We start from the raw sequence: 14,375 nt of genomic DNA on the forward strand, positions 1-14,375 counted from the left end.
TCAATCGTCATGCCGACGGGTAACGTGCCACGGGCCGTGCCTCCCATTCCCGTGGCCGAGATGGGGAGCAGTCAGGTCCCCGGTTCCGGCGACTGGCCGTGTTCGAGGTAGGCAGTCAGGCCGTTTGTTCGGGCCTGGATGGCCGCTGCGATTCGGCGTGCGAGGCGGGGGATGGTGAGCCCAGGCACTTGGTCGGGGGTATGGAAGTCGTAGCCGCGGAGCTCGTCCGCTTGCAGTGCGATCTGCTCCCGGTGCTCAACGTTCAGGCGACCGCCATCAAAGAGGTAAAGGACCTTGTCGCCCTCCCCCTGGTTCGGCGCCCAGTCGACGGCGAGGAGACGACCGATGTGTGGTGCGATGCCGAGTTCCTCTTGGACCTCGCGTACACAGGCTTGCCGAGGTGACTCCCCTTCTTCGACGTAGCCCCCAGGGATGTCGCGGTAGTCCTTGTAGGACGGCTCGACGAGGAGGACCCGATCGGATTCGTCGAAGAAGAGAGCGCCGGCTGCCATGCGGGGGCGGGCCATCTTCGCTTCGTGCTCGTTCTCGCTCACGGTTCGGACTTTAGCTGCCCGCGACGACGCCCAGTCTGCGGGCCAGATCTGCCACGGGATGGGAAGGCCGGCCCCGGGTGCCACGTATCCAGCCGATGACCAGTTCCCGGCTCAGGTAGTGGTGTCGCACCTGCTCGGGCGCTGCCTGTTCGGCTTCCAGCAAGACGGTCAGGGCTTCGTCGGTGCGGTTCCAGGAGCTCAGCGCCCTGGCGACTTCGAGGCTGTGTCGTACGCGCCGCTCCACCGGCAGGGCGGTCGTGTCGATTCGTGAGCCCAGGTCTGCGGCGATCTGGATGTCGCCGAGTTCGCCGGCGGTGGCCACGCAGTGGATGGCCACGTTGGTCGGGCCGAAGACCGTCCACATGTGATTGGCGTCGGCGCCGAGTCGTTGCGCGGCCTCGTCGGCTTCGCGGAGGAAGGTCTGCGTGGTCGCCCGGTCATCTGCCCGCGCGGCAGCCATCGCGCCGGCGAGGAACAGCGTGCCGTACACCGAGAGGTATTCGTTATTGGCGTCGCCCAACTCCGGCTGCATGACGGCTGCCGCGTCGTTCACCAGCTGGACCGCGGCTGTGAAGCGCCCGGTGGCCAGGAGGCAGTGCGTGACTGCTCGGAAGAGCGAACCCGTAACCTCGCCGCGGCCGCTGGACTGCGCTGCTGCCAGGCCCCGGTCCGCGGCGATCCATGCCAGCTCGGGCTCTCCCAGCTTGCCCAGCACCATGGCCGCCCCGTGGTAGGCGAGAGCGAGCAGCGCGTGGGCTTCCTCCGCCTCGTGCCCCGAGTAGGCGCGGGATGCTGCGAGGGCATCGGCCAGGACAAGGGGGAGACGGCGGGTTGCAAAGCCGTACCGGGATGCCTGGTAGGCATCGAGCACATCGCGCACGTTGCCTCGAAGGTCCTGCAGGGCAGGTGGCTCATCCTCGGCTGCGAGGCTCAGTAAAGGGGTGAGCTGCTTGTAGTCCATGAGTGTTTCGCGCAGCGCAGGGACGGTCCGGCGCCCGCTGTCGGCCGACCACTCCATGAGGGTCGGCTCGGCAAGCAGGTCTCCGAGGGAGATGTCGAGCGCGTCGGCGAGTGAGGTGATCACCGAAAGGCGATCAAGCTCGATCCTGTTGTTCTCCGCCTTGCTCAGCCAGTCCGTCGTACGGCCGACAAGGCCGGCCAGGACCTCCTGGGAGAGGCCGCGCCGACGCCGGTACCAGGCGACGCGCTCCCCGATGGTCAGGTTCTGTGTCATCCCGCGCATGTCCTGATCATCACCTCGTGGCCGAAGTGGACCCCGGAAGGATTTTCCGGGGTGCCCTGGGGTGCCCTGGCTACTGTCGCAGCAGACCGAGAACGCCGCAGGGCGATGCGAGCAACTCAGCCCGTGGCAAACGGCTTTGGCCAAGGACGTTCATCCGTCCCACCCGTCTTCCTCAGGCCGAGAGATCGGAGTTTGTCATGCGCGAAACCATCACGACCGAGGGTGGCTACCTGTCCATTGAGACGGGCACCGCCAAGCCCGGTGCGACCACGATCGTCGAGCGGAAGGGGCTCGGTCACCCGGACACCCTGGCCGACCACCTCGCCGAGCGGCTGTCCCGCGCGTACAGCCGCTACACCGTCGAGCGCTTCGGCGCGGTGCTGCACCACAACTTCGACAAGCTCGCCCTCCTCGGCGGTGCCAGCGAGGTCCGCTACGGCGCCGGCCGCATGACAGCCCCTGTGCGCGTCCTGGTCAACGGGCGGGCCGCGCCCATGTGCGGGGGCGAGAAGATCCCCGTCGAGGAGATCGTCGAGGCCGAGGTCAGGGCGTTCTTCGCCGAGCGGCTCCCGGAGGTGTCGGAGCACCTCAACATCATCTTCAACGTCACCAGCAACTCCAGCCCCGGAGCGGTCCTCACCGGTGACGCGGTGCCGGACCGCACCCACTGGTTCAACCCCCGTTCCATCGACGACCTGCGTGAGCGCCGGGTCCGGCTGTCGAACGACACCTCCCTCGGAACCGGCTGGGCGCCGGAGAACCCCTTCGAGTCGTTCGTCCGCGAGCTGGTGGACCACTTCTCCGGGGAGAGCGACTTCACCCTCTCCCATGCCTGGTGCGGATCGGACGTGAAGCTCATGGGCTACTGGGACGGTGAGCAGGCGGACGTCGTCCTCTGCGTCCCGCAGAAGTCGCGGCTCGTCGCCAGCCGCGCGGAGTACGTGCGGAACACCGAGAGCGTCCTCGCCGAGTGCCACCGACTGGCTGGCCTCCGTCTGCCCGGAGCCGAGACGCGCTTCCGGCTCAACGCGCGCGACGTGCCGGAGAAGGACGAGCTGTACCTCACCTACACCGGCAGCTCGATCGAGTCCGGCGACGAGGGCGTCGTCGGCCGCGGCAACCGGGTCAACGGACTGATCACGCCGCTGCGGCCGATGAACCTGGAGGGCGCCAACGGCAAGAACCCCGTCTACCACGTCGGCAAGCTCTACAACATCGCCGCCCAGCGCCTGGCCCAGCGGCTGCACGAGGCCACCGACGGGCACGCGGAGGTGCACCTCGTCAGCACCACCGGCCAGCGCCTCGACCAGCCGTGGCGGATCGTGGTCCGACTGTCCTCCCCGGAGGTCGAGACTGACAAGGTCCAGGCGCTCGTCGCGGAATCCTTGGAGGGCTTCCCCGCCCTCACGGACGAGCTCGTCTCCGACGGGATCGTGCTGAGCTGATGAAGAAGCGGACGCTCGGCGAAGTCTCCGAGGGATGCCGACGGCGGCTGGTCACGCACTACGGCCCGGGAGTCTCCAGCTGGCTCGACGCCGTGCCCACCTTGATGGAGCGCGCGGCGGAGCGCTGGAAGCTCACGCTAGGGGCGTACCACGACGCCGGACACGCCTCGGTGGTCGTCACGGCCGGAACCTTCGACGGGCGTCCGCTGCTTCTCAAGGCGTGGGCCGATCCCGCCCGGTTCCGCAACGAGGTCACCGCCTTACGCCTGTGGGCAGGCGGGCCGACGGCGGGCGTCGTCGAGGCGGCGGACGACCTGGCCGTGGCGGCCCTGGAGATGATTGGAGGGAGCCCCGGTGGCGGTGAGCGACCGCCTCGCGAGCTTCCGACCGTGGCCGCCGCCCTCCACGGCCTCCACACCTTCGGCCGCCGTCGGCGCCGCCCGCGTGACCTTCCATTCCTGACCGCGTACATCCACCAGGAGGTACGCCCCCGGGTGCGGCGCCGACTGGAATCGGTCGACGTCAGCCCGTGGCAGGAGCACGTCGACGCGGCCCTCCCGGCTCTCGTGGCCCTGGAGGAGGACTCCGCTCGGTCCACCGTCCTGCACGCGGATCTCTATCGCGAGAACGTCCTCTTCGACTGGCTGGGCCACCCTCGCCTGATCGACCCCCTCCCGATGGTGGGTGACGCGGCCTTCGACTGGGCCTTTTGGACCGTGTACTACGACCTCGGACACAACACGGACGCTCGCTTGGCCGCAGCCGCCCGAATCTCCCGCATCCCCGTGCCCGTCCTGGCGCCATGGTGCAGGGCTCTGGCCCTGGACGGCCTTCTCTTCTACCTCGACACCGGTGATCCGCGCGCGCCGAGGATGGCCGACGTCCTCGCGTGGCTGTCGGCGCCGACCCCAAGGAATCGATCATGACGACGTACGTCCTCCGCCACGGACAGACGAACTACAGCCGGCGCTATCTCGTCAACGGCGATCCGACCAAGCCCATCCGCCTGAGCGAGGAGGGCCGCCGGTCGCTGAACAAGGGATGGAGCAACGTCCCCCTCCACAGCGTGAAAACGTGGCTCGCCAGCGAATTCCCCCGCGCCCAGCAGACTGCCAACCTGCTGATGGGAGTCCCCGGGCCGGAACTGATCATCGATCCTCGGTTGAACGAACTCGACTACGGGGAATTCGAGGGAAACCCGTTCCTGGAGTACGCCGTCTGGCTCGACGGCCATGGCGCCCACGAGCGCCCGCCGGGCGGGAGCGAGTCGCAGCGCGAGGGCATCCGCAGGATGCTCACCGGGGTGCTCGCGGCCATGGAGCATCCCGGTCCCCGCGTCCTGGTGGCCCACGGCCTGTTGGTCTCCGTACTTCTGTGGCACCGCGAACGGACTCCTGGCGGGGCCATGCCCCTCTTCTTCCCGGAGGCCCCGTACATCGAGCCCGTCGCCATCCCTGATGACGAGTTGCCGGAATTCGTCAGGGCCCTGATGAACGATCTTGAAACCGGCGTTCTCGATCACGCGGTCGGCTCCGGTGACAGGGAGGTAATGCGGATCGGCGAAGGGGCGGCGGTTGCTACCGTCGATCCCGTATCCCACCACTCGCCGGATCAGAAGGATCTTCCTCATGCATGATGCCCGCGCCCTGATTGAAATGGGTGCCGAAGCGGTTCGTCGGCTCGCTCGTCGCGGTTACTCCCTGGACCTGTCCGAGCTGGAGTCCCTCCAGTCTCGTCGCAACCAGAACATCCGCTCTGCCGATGAGCTGCGGGCCGAGTCCAAGCGGGTGGCGAGTGAGGTTCAGCAGACGGCCAAGCAGGGCGGCGACATCAGCAAGCTGAAGGAGCGCGCCCGCGAGATCAAGGAGCAGGTCCGCGACATCGAAGCAGGGCAGGAAGAGATCGAGGCCCAGCTCCGTGATCTGCTCCTGAGCATCCCGAACCTGCCGGACGACTCCGCGCCTGATGGCGACTCCGAGGAGTTCGCCATCGAGATCCGGCGCGTCGGCACGCCTCCCGCGTTTCCGTTCGAGCCGAAGGACCACGTCGATCTCGGAGAGGCCACGGGCATCCTCGACTTCGGCCGCGCGACCAAGCTGTCCGGCCCGCGCTTCGCGGTCTCCCGCGGCGCCGGCGCCGCTCTGGAGCGGGCCCTGGCCACACTCTTCCTCGACATCCACACCCGCCGGCACGGGTACACCGAGTACGCGGTCCCCTACCTCGTCACCCGCAAGACGATGACCGGTACCGGCCAGCTCCCGAAGTTCGAGGAGGACCTGTTCAAGACCGGTGTCGCCGACCGGGAGCTCTTCCTCATCCCGACGGCCGAGGTTCCGCTGACCAACCTCTACGCGGACGAGATCATCCCGGCCGCCGAGCTGCCGCTTGCGTTCACGGCGCACACTCCGTGCTTCCGCTCGGAGGCCGGCTCGTACGGCCGCGACACCCGCGGTCTGATCCGTCAGCACCAGTTCGCCAAGGTCGAGATGGTCAAGATCGTCGACCCGGAGACGGCGGACGCCGAGCTGGAGGAGATGGTCGGCCACGCCGAGGCGTGCCTCAAGGAGCTCGGCCTCGCCTACCGGGTCATCAAGCTGCCCGCCGGCGACACCGGCTTCTCCGCCCAGCTCACGTACGACCTCGAGGTCTGGATCCCGAGCCAGAACACGTACCGCGAGATCTCCTCGGTCTCCAACTTCGGAACCTTCCAGGCCCGCCGGGCGAACATCCGGACCCGCGGCGAGGACGGCAAGCCCAAGCTCGTCGCCACCCTCAACGGCTCCGGTCTGCCTGTCGGCCGCACCCTGGCCGCGCTCCTTGAGCAGTGCCAGCAGCAGGACGGCTCGATCGTTCTGCCCGAATCACTCTTCCCGTATCTCGGCTTCCGCCGTATCTCGGCGGACGGAACACCGGAGGCATAACGTGCTCGTCGGCGTCTGCGACTTCCCTGGTAGCTACGCCTTTCCACCCGCCGGATACGGCGGGATCGAACGATGGCTGTGGGCGGTCGCCGTAGGCGCCCGTGCCGCAGGCGCCGACGTACACCTCCTCGGGCCGGGCTGGCTCACGGACCTGGAGCACGACTGGGTCCGCAAGCCGGTCCGCCTGGAGGACATCTCCACCGGATCGCTCGCCGAGCGCGAGCTGCGCGACACGGGGTACGACCTCCTGGTCGTCGGCCACGAGTACCCGTCGCTTCCCGCGTGGACGCGCACCTGGAACGAACTGGACTGCGACGTCGCCACCTTCCAGCACTCGCCCGTCTTCCAGCACACCGCCACCGCCTTTGACGGCCAGCGCTCCCGGCTGTACTGCTACTCGCCCGAGATGATCGAACGGTACGCGGACCACCGGCCGATCCCTGAGCTCGCCGTCCATCTCGGCCTCGACGAGGAGGAGCCGCCGGCCACTGCGGGCACCGATCTCGTCTGGCTCGGCCGGATCGACGAGGAGAAGGCACCGCACATCGCCATGCGGGCGGCCCAGATTCTGGGGCGCCGCATTCGGATCGTGGGCCCCGTCTTCGACGAGGCTTACGTGCGACGCCACGAGCGGCTCTTCAGCGCCGACCACGTGAAGTGGATCGGCGAACTCGGCGGTCCCGCCAAGACCGCAGCGATCACCGACGCCTCGGTCTTCGTCTACACGTACGCCCGGCCGTACGTGGAAGCTGGTGCCGCGGTGTTCGGAGAAACCCTCCGCGCCGGCACCCCCATGGCCGCCCTGACCTGGCGCGAAGGAACCTGCGCCCACGCCGCCCTGTGCGACGAGACGGGCGCGGTCGCGGTCGTCGACCCCATGGAGGAGGACGAGACCGCGGCACGAAGGCTCGCCGACGCGATCGAACAGGCGGAAAGCCTCGACCACCAGAGCGTCCAGGCGATCGGAATGCAGCGCTTCGACCCGGCGCGCCACTTCCAGGCGATGTCGGCCCGATCGTGCTGACCCGCGCCGCCGACACCGTCGGAGACGACCTGGCCCAGCGGATACCCGGCGTACTGAGCGCTGCGTTAGGCCCCCACTGGGAGTTCACCGCCGACGGCTCCCACATCGAGATTCTTCACCCGCGCCGGGGCAGTCCCTACCAGCCGCCACGCAGATCACCCACGTGGAGGGAGATCCTCGACTCCCTGGAAGCCGGCTTCGCGCGGGGCGGCGCCCCACGTGACGCCTGCCTCCCACTCCGGTGGGGCAGGGAGACCGAACTGACGATCTCCGCTATCCAGGCTCTGGACCCGGTCCTCAAGGACGGCCAACCCCGCACGTATAGAAGCGGATTCATCCCGCAGCCGGTCGTCCGCTTCACCGGCCAACGGGACGCGGAAGGCCAGTTGATGGACGGCTTCCTGACCTCCTTCGTCAACGTCTCCCGAGTCCAACCCATAGGCGGCCTGGACGAGTACGGCGCCATCCTCGACGGCTGGCTGACCGTTCTCTCCCAACTCGGCTTCCACGCACGGCACCTGAGCATCAACGGAACGCTCACCCCGTGGCGCCGACGGCAGGTCGAAGGCATCACACTGCGCTTCCGCCACCTGGACCTCGCCCTCGGCGACATCGTCCTCCTGTGGAACACGGATCACCCGGACCGGATGGCCGTTGACCTCGGCACTGGACTGGAACGCCTGGCCTGGGCGCGTACCAGGGCGAGCTGGCACCCCCTGATCTTTGGGCGCTTCGCACAGATGGCGACACCACCGACGCTGGATGCCCTCCGTACCGCCACGCTCCTGCTCGGCCACGGGATCGCCCCAGCAGCTCGGGGCGCCGGCGGAATCACACGGCGCGTCATAGGCGCCATCGATCCCGAAGCCACCCGCCTCGGCGTCAGCGCCATGGTTCGTGCCGCCTACGACTACTGGTCGCTCTTCGGTGCCTTGCGCGCTCCGTGGCCGGAGATCGCTCGCGTCATCGAGGGAGAGGGGGAGGCGACGCGCTCGGCCCTGGCGGCATAGCAGTTGTGTGCAGCGCTCGTTCTCGCCCCAAGCCTCGAAACGGCTGAAGCTGGTAGGTCGGGCCGTAAACGCGCAGGTCGAACGACGAGCGCGGGATGGAGCGCGGGGTCCTTCTGACCGAAAATCCATCACTCCCGGTGATCGACTTCTTACATGCTGTCGGTCGTGCGTGCTGTCATACGACCGGCGTGGGGATGCACCAACGGTCCTGGACAGAGGGGGAATTCCTTCATGGCGGTTCAGCTTGCGGAACACGTTCGGGGTGACGTCCCGGTGTGGGCGCAGACACGATGGCATGTGGGGTCAGCCGCGGTAGGCGTTGCCACGTGCACGCCGCATCTGTGTGCTTCCTCCGCCTCGGCGCAGCTGGGCGAGACTCGATGAGCCGCCGCCCGGCGCGGCGTACTGCCCGGCGTCGACGGGTCAGCCGTTCCAAGAGACAGGACGAACAGATCGTTCTGGCATTCGGTGCCGTGGCAGTCATCGGCTTGATCGCCGCCATCGTGCAGTGGCTGCTCACGCACTGGTGGGTTCTCGTCCTCGCGGCCGTCGTCGCCGTGGTCATCGGTGGCTTCTGGTACCAGAGGACCAAGCAGAGGGCGGAATGGGCACGCGTCCGTGCGGCAGCCCTGCGGCTGAGGATCGCTGAGCTGGACGGGCTGGATCACCGCGCGTTCGAGTTTGCCGTACGGGACCTGATGCGCCGCGACGGGTGCGACGCCGAGCGGCTGGGCGGCGCCGGGGACAACGCGTGCGACGTGCGCGCAGTCGACCCCGCCGGCCGAGTCTGGGCGATCCAGTGCAAGCACCGCCGTGACGGGGATCGAGGCTCTGCTGTGGGCGTCGGGGTACTACAGCAGGTCAACGGCACTGCACGCCAGATCCACGGTGCGGACGTCGCGGTCGTCCTCACCAACGGTCGCTTCTCCTCAAAGGCGATCCCCTGGGGTGCGCAGCACCGAATCCACCTCGTCGACCGCCGCATGCTCAGTGAGTGGGCTGCGGGATCCCGGCCCCTGTGGGACCTGCTTGACCGCATCCCACCACCGCACCGCCCTTCGGCGCTGTCCTGATGCATCGGAACGTGACGCCGGAAAGCGGAGATGCCTGATGAATTGCCTGCCAGGAGGGCGTACAGCGTGATCTTGACCATCAACATGGCGGTCCTGCTGGCCGTCGTCATCGTCCTGCGCCTTCGTCGACGTACCCAGGCCCGAAGCCGATTAGATGAGAAGGCGACCGTGATCATTGTGCTCGTTTTCGGAGTGCTGGTTGCTCCGACAGCCTTCGGTCAGGGCGTCTTGGACATAGTGACCCAACTTGCGCGCGGCATCTCGCAGTCCGGCAGCCCCTGATGCTTCCCGGGCATGTCGTTGCCGCAGTCGGCATACGCGCCGGTTGCGTCGAGGTCGAACCTCTGCCTCGCCCATGCCACGTCCTGGGGTGTGGGCTCGGGGTCGGCCGCCCGCGCCAGAGGTTTGCGGAGAGGGAACGGTTGCTGCGCTGACGGAGGTGGTGGGGAAGTCGGTGGCATGAGCGGTCGCCCTCGGGGCCGGCGGCTTTGCTCCGACTCCGAGGGCGTGCTCTGGCTCAGTCCAGGGTGATCAAACGGTGGACAAGGGAACAGGTTGCGGGTGCGAGGCCGCCGAGAATGTCCCGGGCGAGCTGAGTGCCGGGTCGGGCGGCGAGGTCCTGGACGGCGGTCCAGTTCTCGGCGATCAATTGGAGAGCGTGCTGGGCCTGGTCGATGGCGTCTTGCCGGTGGGCGAGGAACTCTTCGGCGCGCTGGTGTGCCTGGCCCCATGTGATGTCGCCGCGTTCGACGAGCTCGGCCAGGGGTGGAGTGGTGTCGCCGTCCGCGAGGCGCAGGGTGTCGGCATCGATCACGTGCTGCCGGAGCCGTTCCGTCTCCAGCCGCTCGTCGAGTGCCGCTGTGGCGTCGTCGAAGGTGAGGAGGCCCTCGGTTACCTGTGTGGCGAGGTCGGGGGCGTGCTCGCGAAGGCGGTCGTACTGGGCCTTGAGTGCGACAGTCCGGTCTCTCCGCTCGCGGGCGGCGGTGTAGGCGGCGTCGAGGCCGAGTGTGCCGACGCGGACTTGTTCGGCCAGGTGAGGGGCGTGTTTGAGGACGGTGGCGGCGTTCGACAGGCGGGTGAGGCTGAGGCCATGGTGCTTGGCCTGGTCCCGCAGGGAGTGTTCCGAAACGGAACAGGCCATGGCGGTGATCATTGCCTGCTGGCCCTTGCTGGTGTGCCTGCGGGCCAGGTTGCCGGACATGATCAGCCTCATGTGATCGGTGCCGGTGTAGGTGGTGAAGCGGGGTTCGACGCCGGCGATCTTGCAGGCGGCGAGGCGGTTCCGGCCGTCGAGGAGGACGCCGTCGGTATCGAGGACGATCGGCTCGTGCTGGCCCTCGGTCTTGATCGACTCGGCGAGGTCGAGCAGTTCGTCCTGGTCGAGCATCGGGAAGATGTCGGCGGCGGGGTGGATCTTCAGGGCGGGCTCCTTGTTGTCGGCTGCGGCGGTGTGGGTGTGTGGCTGTTGGGTGGCTGTCACAGGGGCTCCTTGTGGCTGTCAGCGGCGTCGGTGGCGTTGATCGGTGGGCCTCGTGGGTGTGGTGGTGGGCTGGGGGTGTCGGGCCTGAGGTCCGCTTGGCGGGAGCGCCATCGTGGAGCGGCGGCGGGCGGCTTCGGCACGGGGGTTGGGGGCGGGGTTGCGGCTGGTGTGCTGGATGCGGGTGATCAGGACGCGGGCGGGCTGGCGGGCGGTGGTGAGTTCGCGCTGGGCGGCGGCTTCCTTGAGGAGCTGGTGGGGTTTGTGACCGCCGGCTTCGGCCTCGGCGAGGACAGTGGCGAGGGCCGGCCAGGCGGGGTCGGTGAGGATGCGGTCGGCGTGGTCGGGGACGGCGGCCCGTACGTCGTGGGCGAGAGTCCGGCGGGCCTGATCACTCGGCCCGCGGGTGGCGAGGCTGCCGACGACGGGCGTGAGGGCTTGGTCGGCGGCGGCCTGGAGGTGGTGGAGGGTCTGGCGGGCGGCTTCGGCCTGGTGGGCGTGGCTCTTCGCCTCGTGCCAGCGGGCGGCGACGATCGTGGCCCAGACGAGGGTGGCGAGCAGGGTCGCCAGGGCGCTGCCGTCGGGGCCGGTGGCGGTGTGGGCGAGGTCGCGGGCGGCCTTGCGCAGGGTCGTGGCGGCCTGGTTCTCGGCGCGGATCTGGGAGCGCTGAGCGCGGGCGAATGCCCTTGAGGCTGCTCGTAGTTCGGGGTGTAGGTGGTTGGGGGCTTTCTGAGCGGTGGCTTCGATGAGGTCGCCGAGCGCGGTGATGTGGGCTTGGGTGTGGGTGTCGTCGGCCATCCCCTGGTGGAGGGTTTCGAGGGCGTCGATGGCCTGGTGCCAGGGGGTGGCGGGCTGGTCACGGCGGGCGGTGGGGTGCTCCTCCGGCTCGGTGGTTTCGAGGCGGGCCTTGAGCTTGGGGAGGGTGAGGTCGGGGCCGATCTTTCCGCCGGGGTGGAAGATCTGTTCGCCGTCCTTGTTGAGGTCGCCGGGGCGGCCGACGGCGTAGCCGAGGAGGTCTCCGGACGGTCCGCGGCGGGGTTTGACCGCGATGCCCATGGCTTCGAGGTAGGAGAGGAGTTCCTCGGCGTTGCCGGCGTGGGGGATGGCGGCGCGGATGCGTTCCTGGAGCCAGTCGCGGCTGGTCTGTTCCCAACCGAGGCGTTCGGCCTTGTGCATCTCGGCCTGGGTGGGCCGGCGCCCGGCCGTGCGGTCGCCCTTCTTCAGCTGGCGCAGGCCGTAGTCGGTCTCGATCTGGCGGCAGGCGTCGCCGACGCGGATGCCGCTGTCGTGGAGCCTGGGGCGGCGGCCGTCCTCTCGGACGGTGGTGGCGAGGATGTGGATGTGGTCGTCGGCGTGGCGTACGGCGATCCACCGGCAGGCCAGGTCGTCGCCGGCCGGGGCGATGCCGGCGGCCTCGACGATCCGCTGGGCGATCTCGGCCCACTCGACGTCGGAGAGGTGACGGTCTTCGGGGGCGGTGCGGACGGGGCAGTGCCAGACGTGGTCGGTGACCTTCTTGCCGAACTCGCTGTTCCGAAGATGGACGGGCTCGTCGAGGTGGCGGGCGAGCTGGGTGAGGGTGGCGTCGGGGTCGCGTCCGGGGTCGGGCATGCCGAGCATGGCGAAGCCGGCGACGATGTGCGGGTCGGTGTGCTCGTCGTGGCGGCCGGGGCCGTAGAGGTAGGCGAGCAGGCCACGGGTGTTGGACCCGGCCGATTTGATGGCGGCGATCACGCGGCCAGGTCCTTCCTGGATTCGGTCGGTTCGCGCAGGGCCTCGGCGATCAGCTCCAGCAGGCGGTGCAGCTCATCGAGGCGGTGGCGGATGTCGGGCGGGGTGAGGTCACTGTTGAGGGCGCGGGCGATCTGGTTGACGTTGACGCCGATCCGGTTGAGCTCGCGCAGCACCTGGGCGCGGAACATGTGGGTACGGCGGCGGTCCTCGGACAGCGGCAGGTTCGCGGTGAACTGGCCGGTGATGAAGGCGAGGACGATGTCGGCGGCAAAGCCGGATTCCCCCTTGTAGCCGTGCTCGGCGGCGGCCTCCTGGAGGTCGGCGTGCTCGTCGCCGGTGAACCACAGCGGTCCGACGCGTACGGTCCGCTTGGTGCCGGTGAAACGGCGGATCGCCGGCTGGACGCTCTGCACCGCTCGCTCGCCGACCGGAGGATCGGCGGCGAGTGCGGGGCGGAGGATCTGCTGCTGGACGGCGTGGAGCTCGTCCTGGTCGGAGCCGCCCTCGGCCCCGACCTCCCGGACCGGCGCCCCCTGGCGTCGGGCCGTCTCCGCCACCCCCGGGGCGGAGACCCCCGAAGACCGGCCTTGAGTCGGACTCGGGGTACTACTGGCTCCGCCAGGGGCCGTCCGTCCGAACGCGCTCCGCAAACGGTTCATGAACGTAGGCGACTTCGGCTGGAGGGACGCCGTGTCGGTGCCGGTAGTGGCGTCGTCGTGGGAGTCACGGGGCACGGGCGTTCTCCGATGTGTGGGACAGGGGCGGGTGCTGGGGGCACGGGGAGGGCATGTGTGCGTATCCACAGGAGCGGCCCCTAGGGTGTGGACAAGGCCGTGGTTGGGGTGGTCGGAAGGGTTCCGACCACCCCAACCGGGCTCAGGGTCCGGACGGTCAGGAGGTTTCGGAAGGGGCCTTCGCCTCGGCCCGGAGGATCTTCATGACCTCGGTCAGTCGCTCGCCGGCCATGCCGAGTCCCTGGTCCCGAGCGGCCTTCTTGACGATGGCTCGCGACAGCTCGCCCTGCTCAGCGGCAGCGGCACGGCCGATCTCGACCAGGTCCTCCAGCGAGGCGTCCGGTGGACGTCCGCCTCGCCGCTTGGCCGCCGTATCCCCGGCAGGCTGTTCCGGAGCCTCGGTGGTGGTCTCACGGGTGATCAGGATGTGGAGGTGGACCGCGCCTGCCAGGGCAAGCGGCGCGATGGTGGAGAGGACGCCCACGGTGGCGTCGCCCAGGTACAGGCCGCCGGATGTGACCTGTTGGTTGAGGCGGAGAGCGTGCAGGGCGTTCGCCCAGATGCTCGCCACGGTGGCTGTTCCGAACAGGGTCCACACGTAGAGGCGGGCTCGGAACGGGGCGGCGCGCAGAACGAGGAGGGCTCGTACCCCGTAGGCGATGAACCCGTCGATCACGAGCGGGAAGAGGTAGGTGAGGAACCCGCGGATGTGGATGGCGACGGCCATCTGCTGGAGTGCGTCGTACGAGAGGGCACATGCGGCGGCGCCGAGGGTGAGGATCGCGGCGCGGTCCCATCCGGTCGCCTGGTGGGCTGTGTAGTGGTGGTCGGGTATGGCAGGGGTGCTCAAGCGGGAGGCTCCTGTGGTGGTGCGTGATGTGTCTTGGGCGTCTTGGCCGTTGCAAGCGCAGGTCAGGGCCGGTACGGCAGGTCCGGCCGGTGTCCGTCTTGGCCCCGCCCGCTGAGGATCAGGGGCGAGGACGGTACGAGGCTGTCTTCCGTCTTGGCCTCATGGCCGGTGACCTGCGGCGATACGGCGCGTACGCCTGGGACGGCACGAGACGGATGCGGGCAACGCCCCAGCGTCTACGCGGGCAGCTGTGATCGTGTTGCCGTCTTGGGGCCGGTTGCCGTCTTGCGCGTATGCCCTCTGACCTGCG

General features: G+C 68.9%; 14 protein-coding genes. 8 read left to right on the forward strand and 6 right to left on the reverse strand.

Going from position 1 to position 14,375, the window contains the following annotated elements; translation table 11 throughout:
* Window positions 1-71: 71 nt before the first annotated feature.
* Together C593_RS0102900 and C593_RS0102905 are read right to left on the reverse strand one after the other, a co-directional pair.
* A complete protein-coding gene (locus C593_RS0102900) occupies window positions 72-554 on the reverse strand; it encodes an NUDIX domain-containing protein (protein WP_020610213.1) in 483 nt (160 codons plus the stop codon).
* A 10-nt stretch (window positions 555-564) separates the two neighbouring features.
* On the reverse strand, window positions 565-1,788 hold the full coding sequence (locus C593_RS0102905; protein WP_026277291.1) for a helix-turn-helix domain-containing protein: 1,224 nt from the start codon (window positions 1,786-1,788) through the stop codon (window positions 565-567).
* Between the two features lie 206 nt (window positions 1,789-1,994).
* On the opposite strand from C593_RS0102905, the gene C593_RS0102910 reads away from it, so the two are divergent.
* The 8 genes from C593_RS0102910 (at window position 1,995) to C593_RS0102945 (ending at window position 9,552) form a co-directional block, all read left to right on the forward strand.
* A complete protein-coding gene (locus C593_RS0102910; RefSeq protein WP_018845814.1) occupies window positions 1,995-3,242 on the forward strand; it encodes a methionine adenosyltransferase in 1,248 nt (415 codons plus the stop codon).
* Window positions 3,242-4,168 carry an aminoglycoside phosphotransferase family protein gene (locus C593_RS0102915; protein WP_018845815.1) on the forward strand — a complete coding sequence of 309 codons (927 nt, stop codon included), beginning with the start codon at window positions 3,242-3,244 and terminating at the stop codon, window positions 4,166-4,168. Before C593_RS0102910 ends, C593_RS0102915 begins: the two co-directional genes overlap by 1 nt.
* A complete protein-coding gene (locus C593_RS0102920) occupies window positions 4,165-4,878 on the forward strand; it encodes a histidine phosphatase family protein (protein ID WP_018845816.1) in 714 nt (237 codons plus the stop codon). Before C593_RS0102915 ends, C593_RS0102920 begins: the two co-directional genes overlap by 4 nt.
* Window positions 4,871-6,163: a serine--tRNA ligase gene (serS, locus tag C593_RS0102925; RefSeq protein ID WP_026277292.1), complete on the forward strand. Its 1,293-nt coding sequence runs from the start codon at window positions 4,871-4,873 to the stop codon at window positions 6,161-6,163. Before C593_RS0102920 ends, serS begins: the two co-directional genes overlap by 8 nt.
* Before the next feature lies 1 nt (window position 6,164).
* A complete protein-coding gene (locus C593_RS0102930; RefSeq protein WP_018845818.1) occupies window positions 6,165-7,187 on the forward strand; it encodes a glycosyltransferase in 1,023 nt (340 codons plus the stop codon).
* Window positions 7,181-8,197 (forward strand): hypothetical protein, encoded by a 1,017-nt coding sequence (locus C593_RS28700; protein ID WP_018845819.1) that lies wholly within the window; start codon window positions 7,181-7,183, stop codon window positions 8,195-8,197. Before C593_RS0102930 ends, C593_RS28700 begins: the two co-directional genes overlap by 7 nt.
* Window positions 8,198-8,670: 473 nt before the next feature.
* Window positions 8,671-9,270, forward strand: a complete 600-nt coding sequence (locus C593_RS0102940; RefSeq protein WP_018845820.1) for a restriction endonuclease — start codon at window positions 8,671-8,673, stop codon at window positions 9,268-9,270.
* A gap of 30 nt (window positions 9,271-9,300) precedes the next feature.
* On the forward strand, window positions 9,301-9,552 hold the full coding sequence (locus tag C593_RS0102945) for a hypothetical protein (RefSeq protein ID WP_018845821.1): 252 nt from the start codon (window positions 9,301-9,303) through the stop codon (window positions 9,550-9,552).
* Window positions 9,553-9,787: 235 nt separating this feature from the next.
* Here C593_RS0102945 and C593_RS30865 read toward each other — a convergent pair whose 3' ends face one another.
* The 4 genes from C593_RS30865 to C593_RS0102965 form a co-directional block, all read right to left on the reverse strand.
* Window positions 9,788-10,750 carry a ParB N-terminal domain-containing protein gene (locus C593_RS30865; RefSeq protein ID WP_018845822.1) on the reverse strand — a complete coding sequence of 321 codons (963 nt, stop codon included), beginning with the start codon at window positions 10,748-10,750 and terminating at the stop codon, window positions 9,788-9,790.
* Between the two features lie 18 nt (window positions 10,751-10,768).
* Window positions 10,769-12,481 (reverse strand): relaxase/mobilization nuclease domain-containing protein, encoded by a 1,713-nt coding sequence (locus C593_RS0102955; protein WP_018845823.1) that lies wholly within the window; start codon window positions 12,479-12,481, stop codon window positions 10,769-10,771.
* Window positions 12,478-13,038, reverse strand: coding sequence for a plasmid mobilization relaxosome protein MobC (locus C593_RS0102960; protein ID WP_018845824.1), 561 nt, complete (start codon window positions 13,036-13,038; stop codon window positions 12,478-12,480). The genes C593_RS0102955 and C593_RS0102960 overlap by 4 nt, the downstream gene beginning before the upstream one ends.
* Before the next feature lie 334 nt (window positions 13,039-13,372).
* Window positions 13,373-14,065: a DUF2637 domain-containing protein gene (locus C593_RS0102965; protein ID WP_018845825.1), complete on the reverse strand. Its 693-nt coding sequence runs from the start codon at window positions 14,063-14,065 to the stop codon at window positions 13,373-13,375.
* Window positions 14,066-14,375 lie beyond the last annotated feature (310 nt).

This window comes from Streptomyces sp. CNT372 (genome assembly GCF_000377145.1).

Coding starts and splice junctions, on each gene's coding strand:
- C593_RS0102920 (WP_018845816.1), top strand. CDS start 4,165: ATGACGACGTACGTCCTCCGCCACGGACAGACGAACTACAGCCGGCGC.
- C593_RS0102905 (WP_026277291.1), bottom strand. CDS start 1,788: ATGACACAGAACCTGACCATCGGGGAGCGCGTCGCCTGGTACCGGCGT.
- C593_RS0102910 (WP_018845814.1), top strand. CDS start 1,995: ATGCGCGAAACCATCACGACCGAGGGTGGCTACCTGTCCATTGAGACG.
- serS (WP_026277292.1), top strand. CDS start 4,871: ATGCATGATGCCCGCGCCCTGATTGAAATGGGTGCCGAAGCGGTTCGT.
- C593_RS0102945 (WP_018845821.1), top strand. CDS start 9,301: ATGCCTGATGAATTGCCTGCCAGGAGGGCGTACAGCGTGATCTTGACC.
- C593_RS0102915 (WP_018845815.1), top strand. CDS start 3,242: ATGAAGAAGCGGACGCTCGGCGAAGTCTCCGAGGGATGCCGACGGCGG.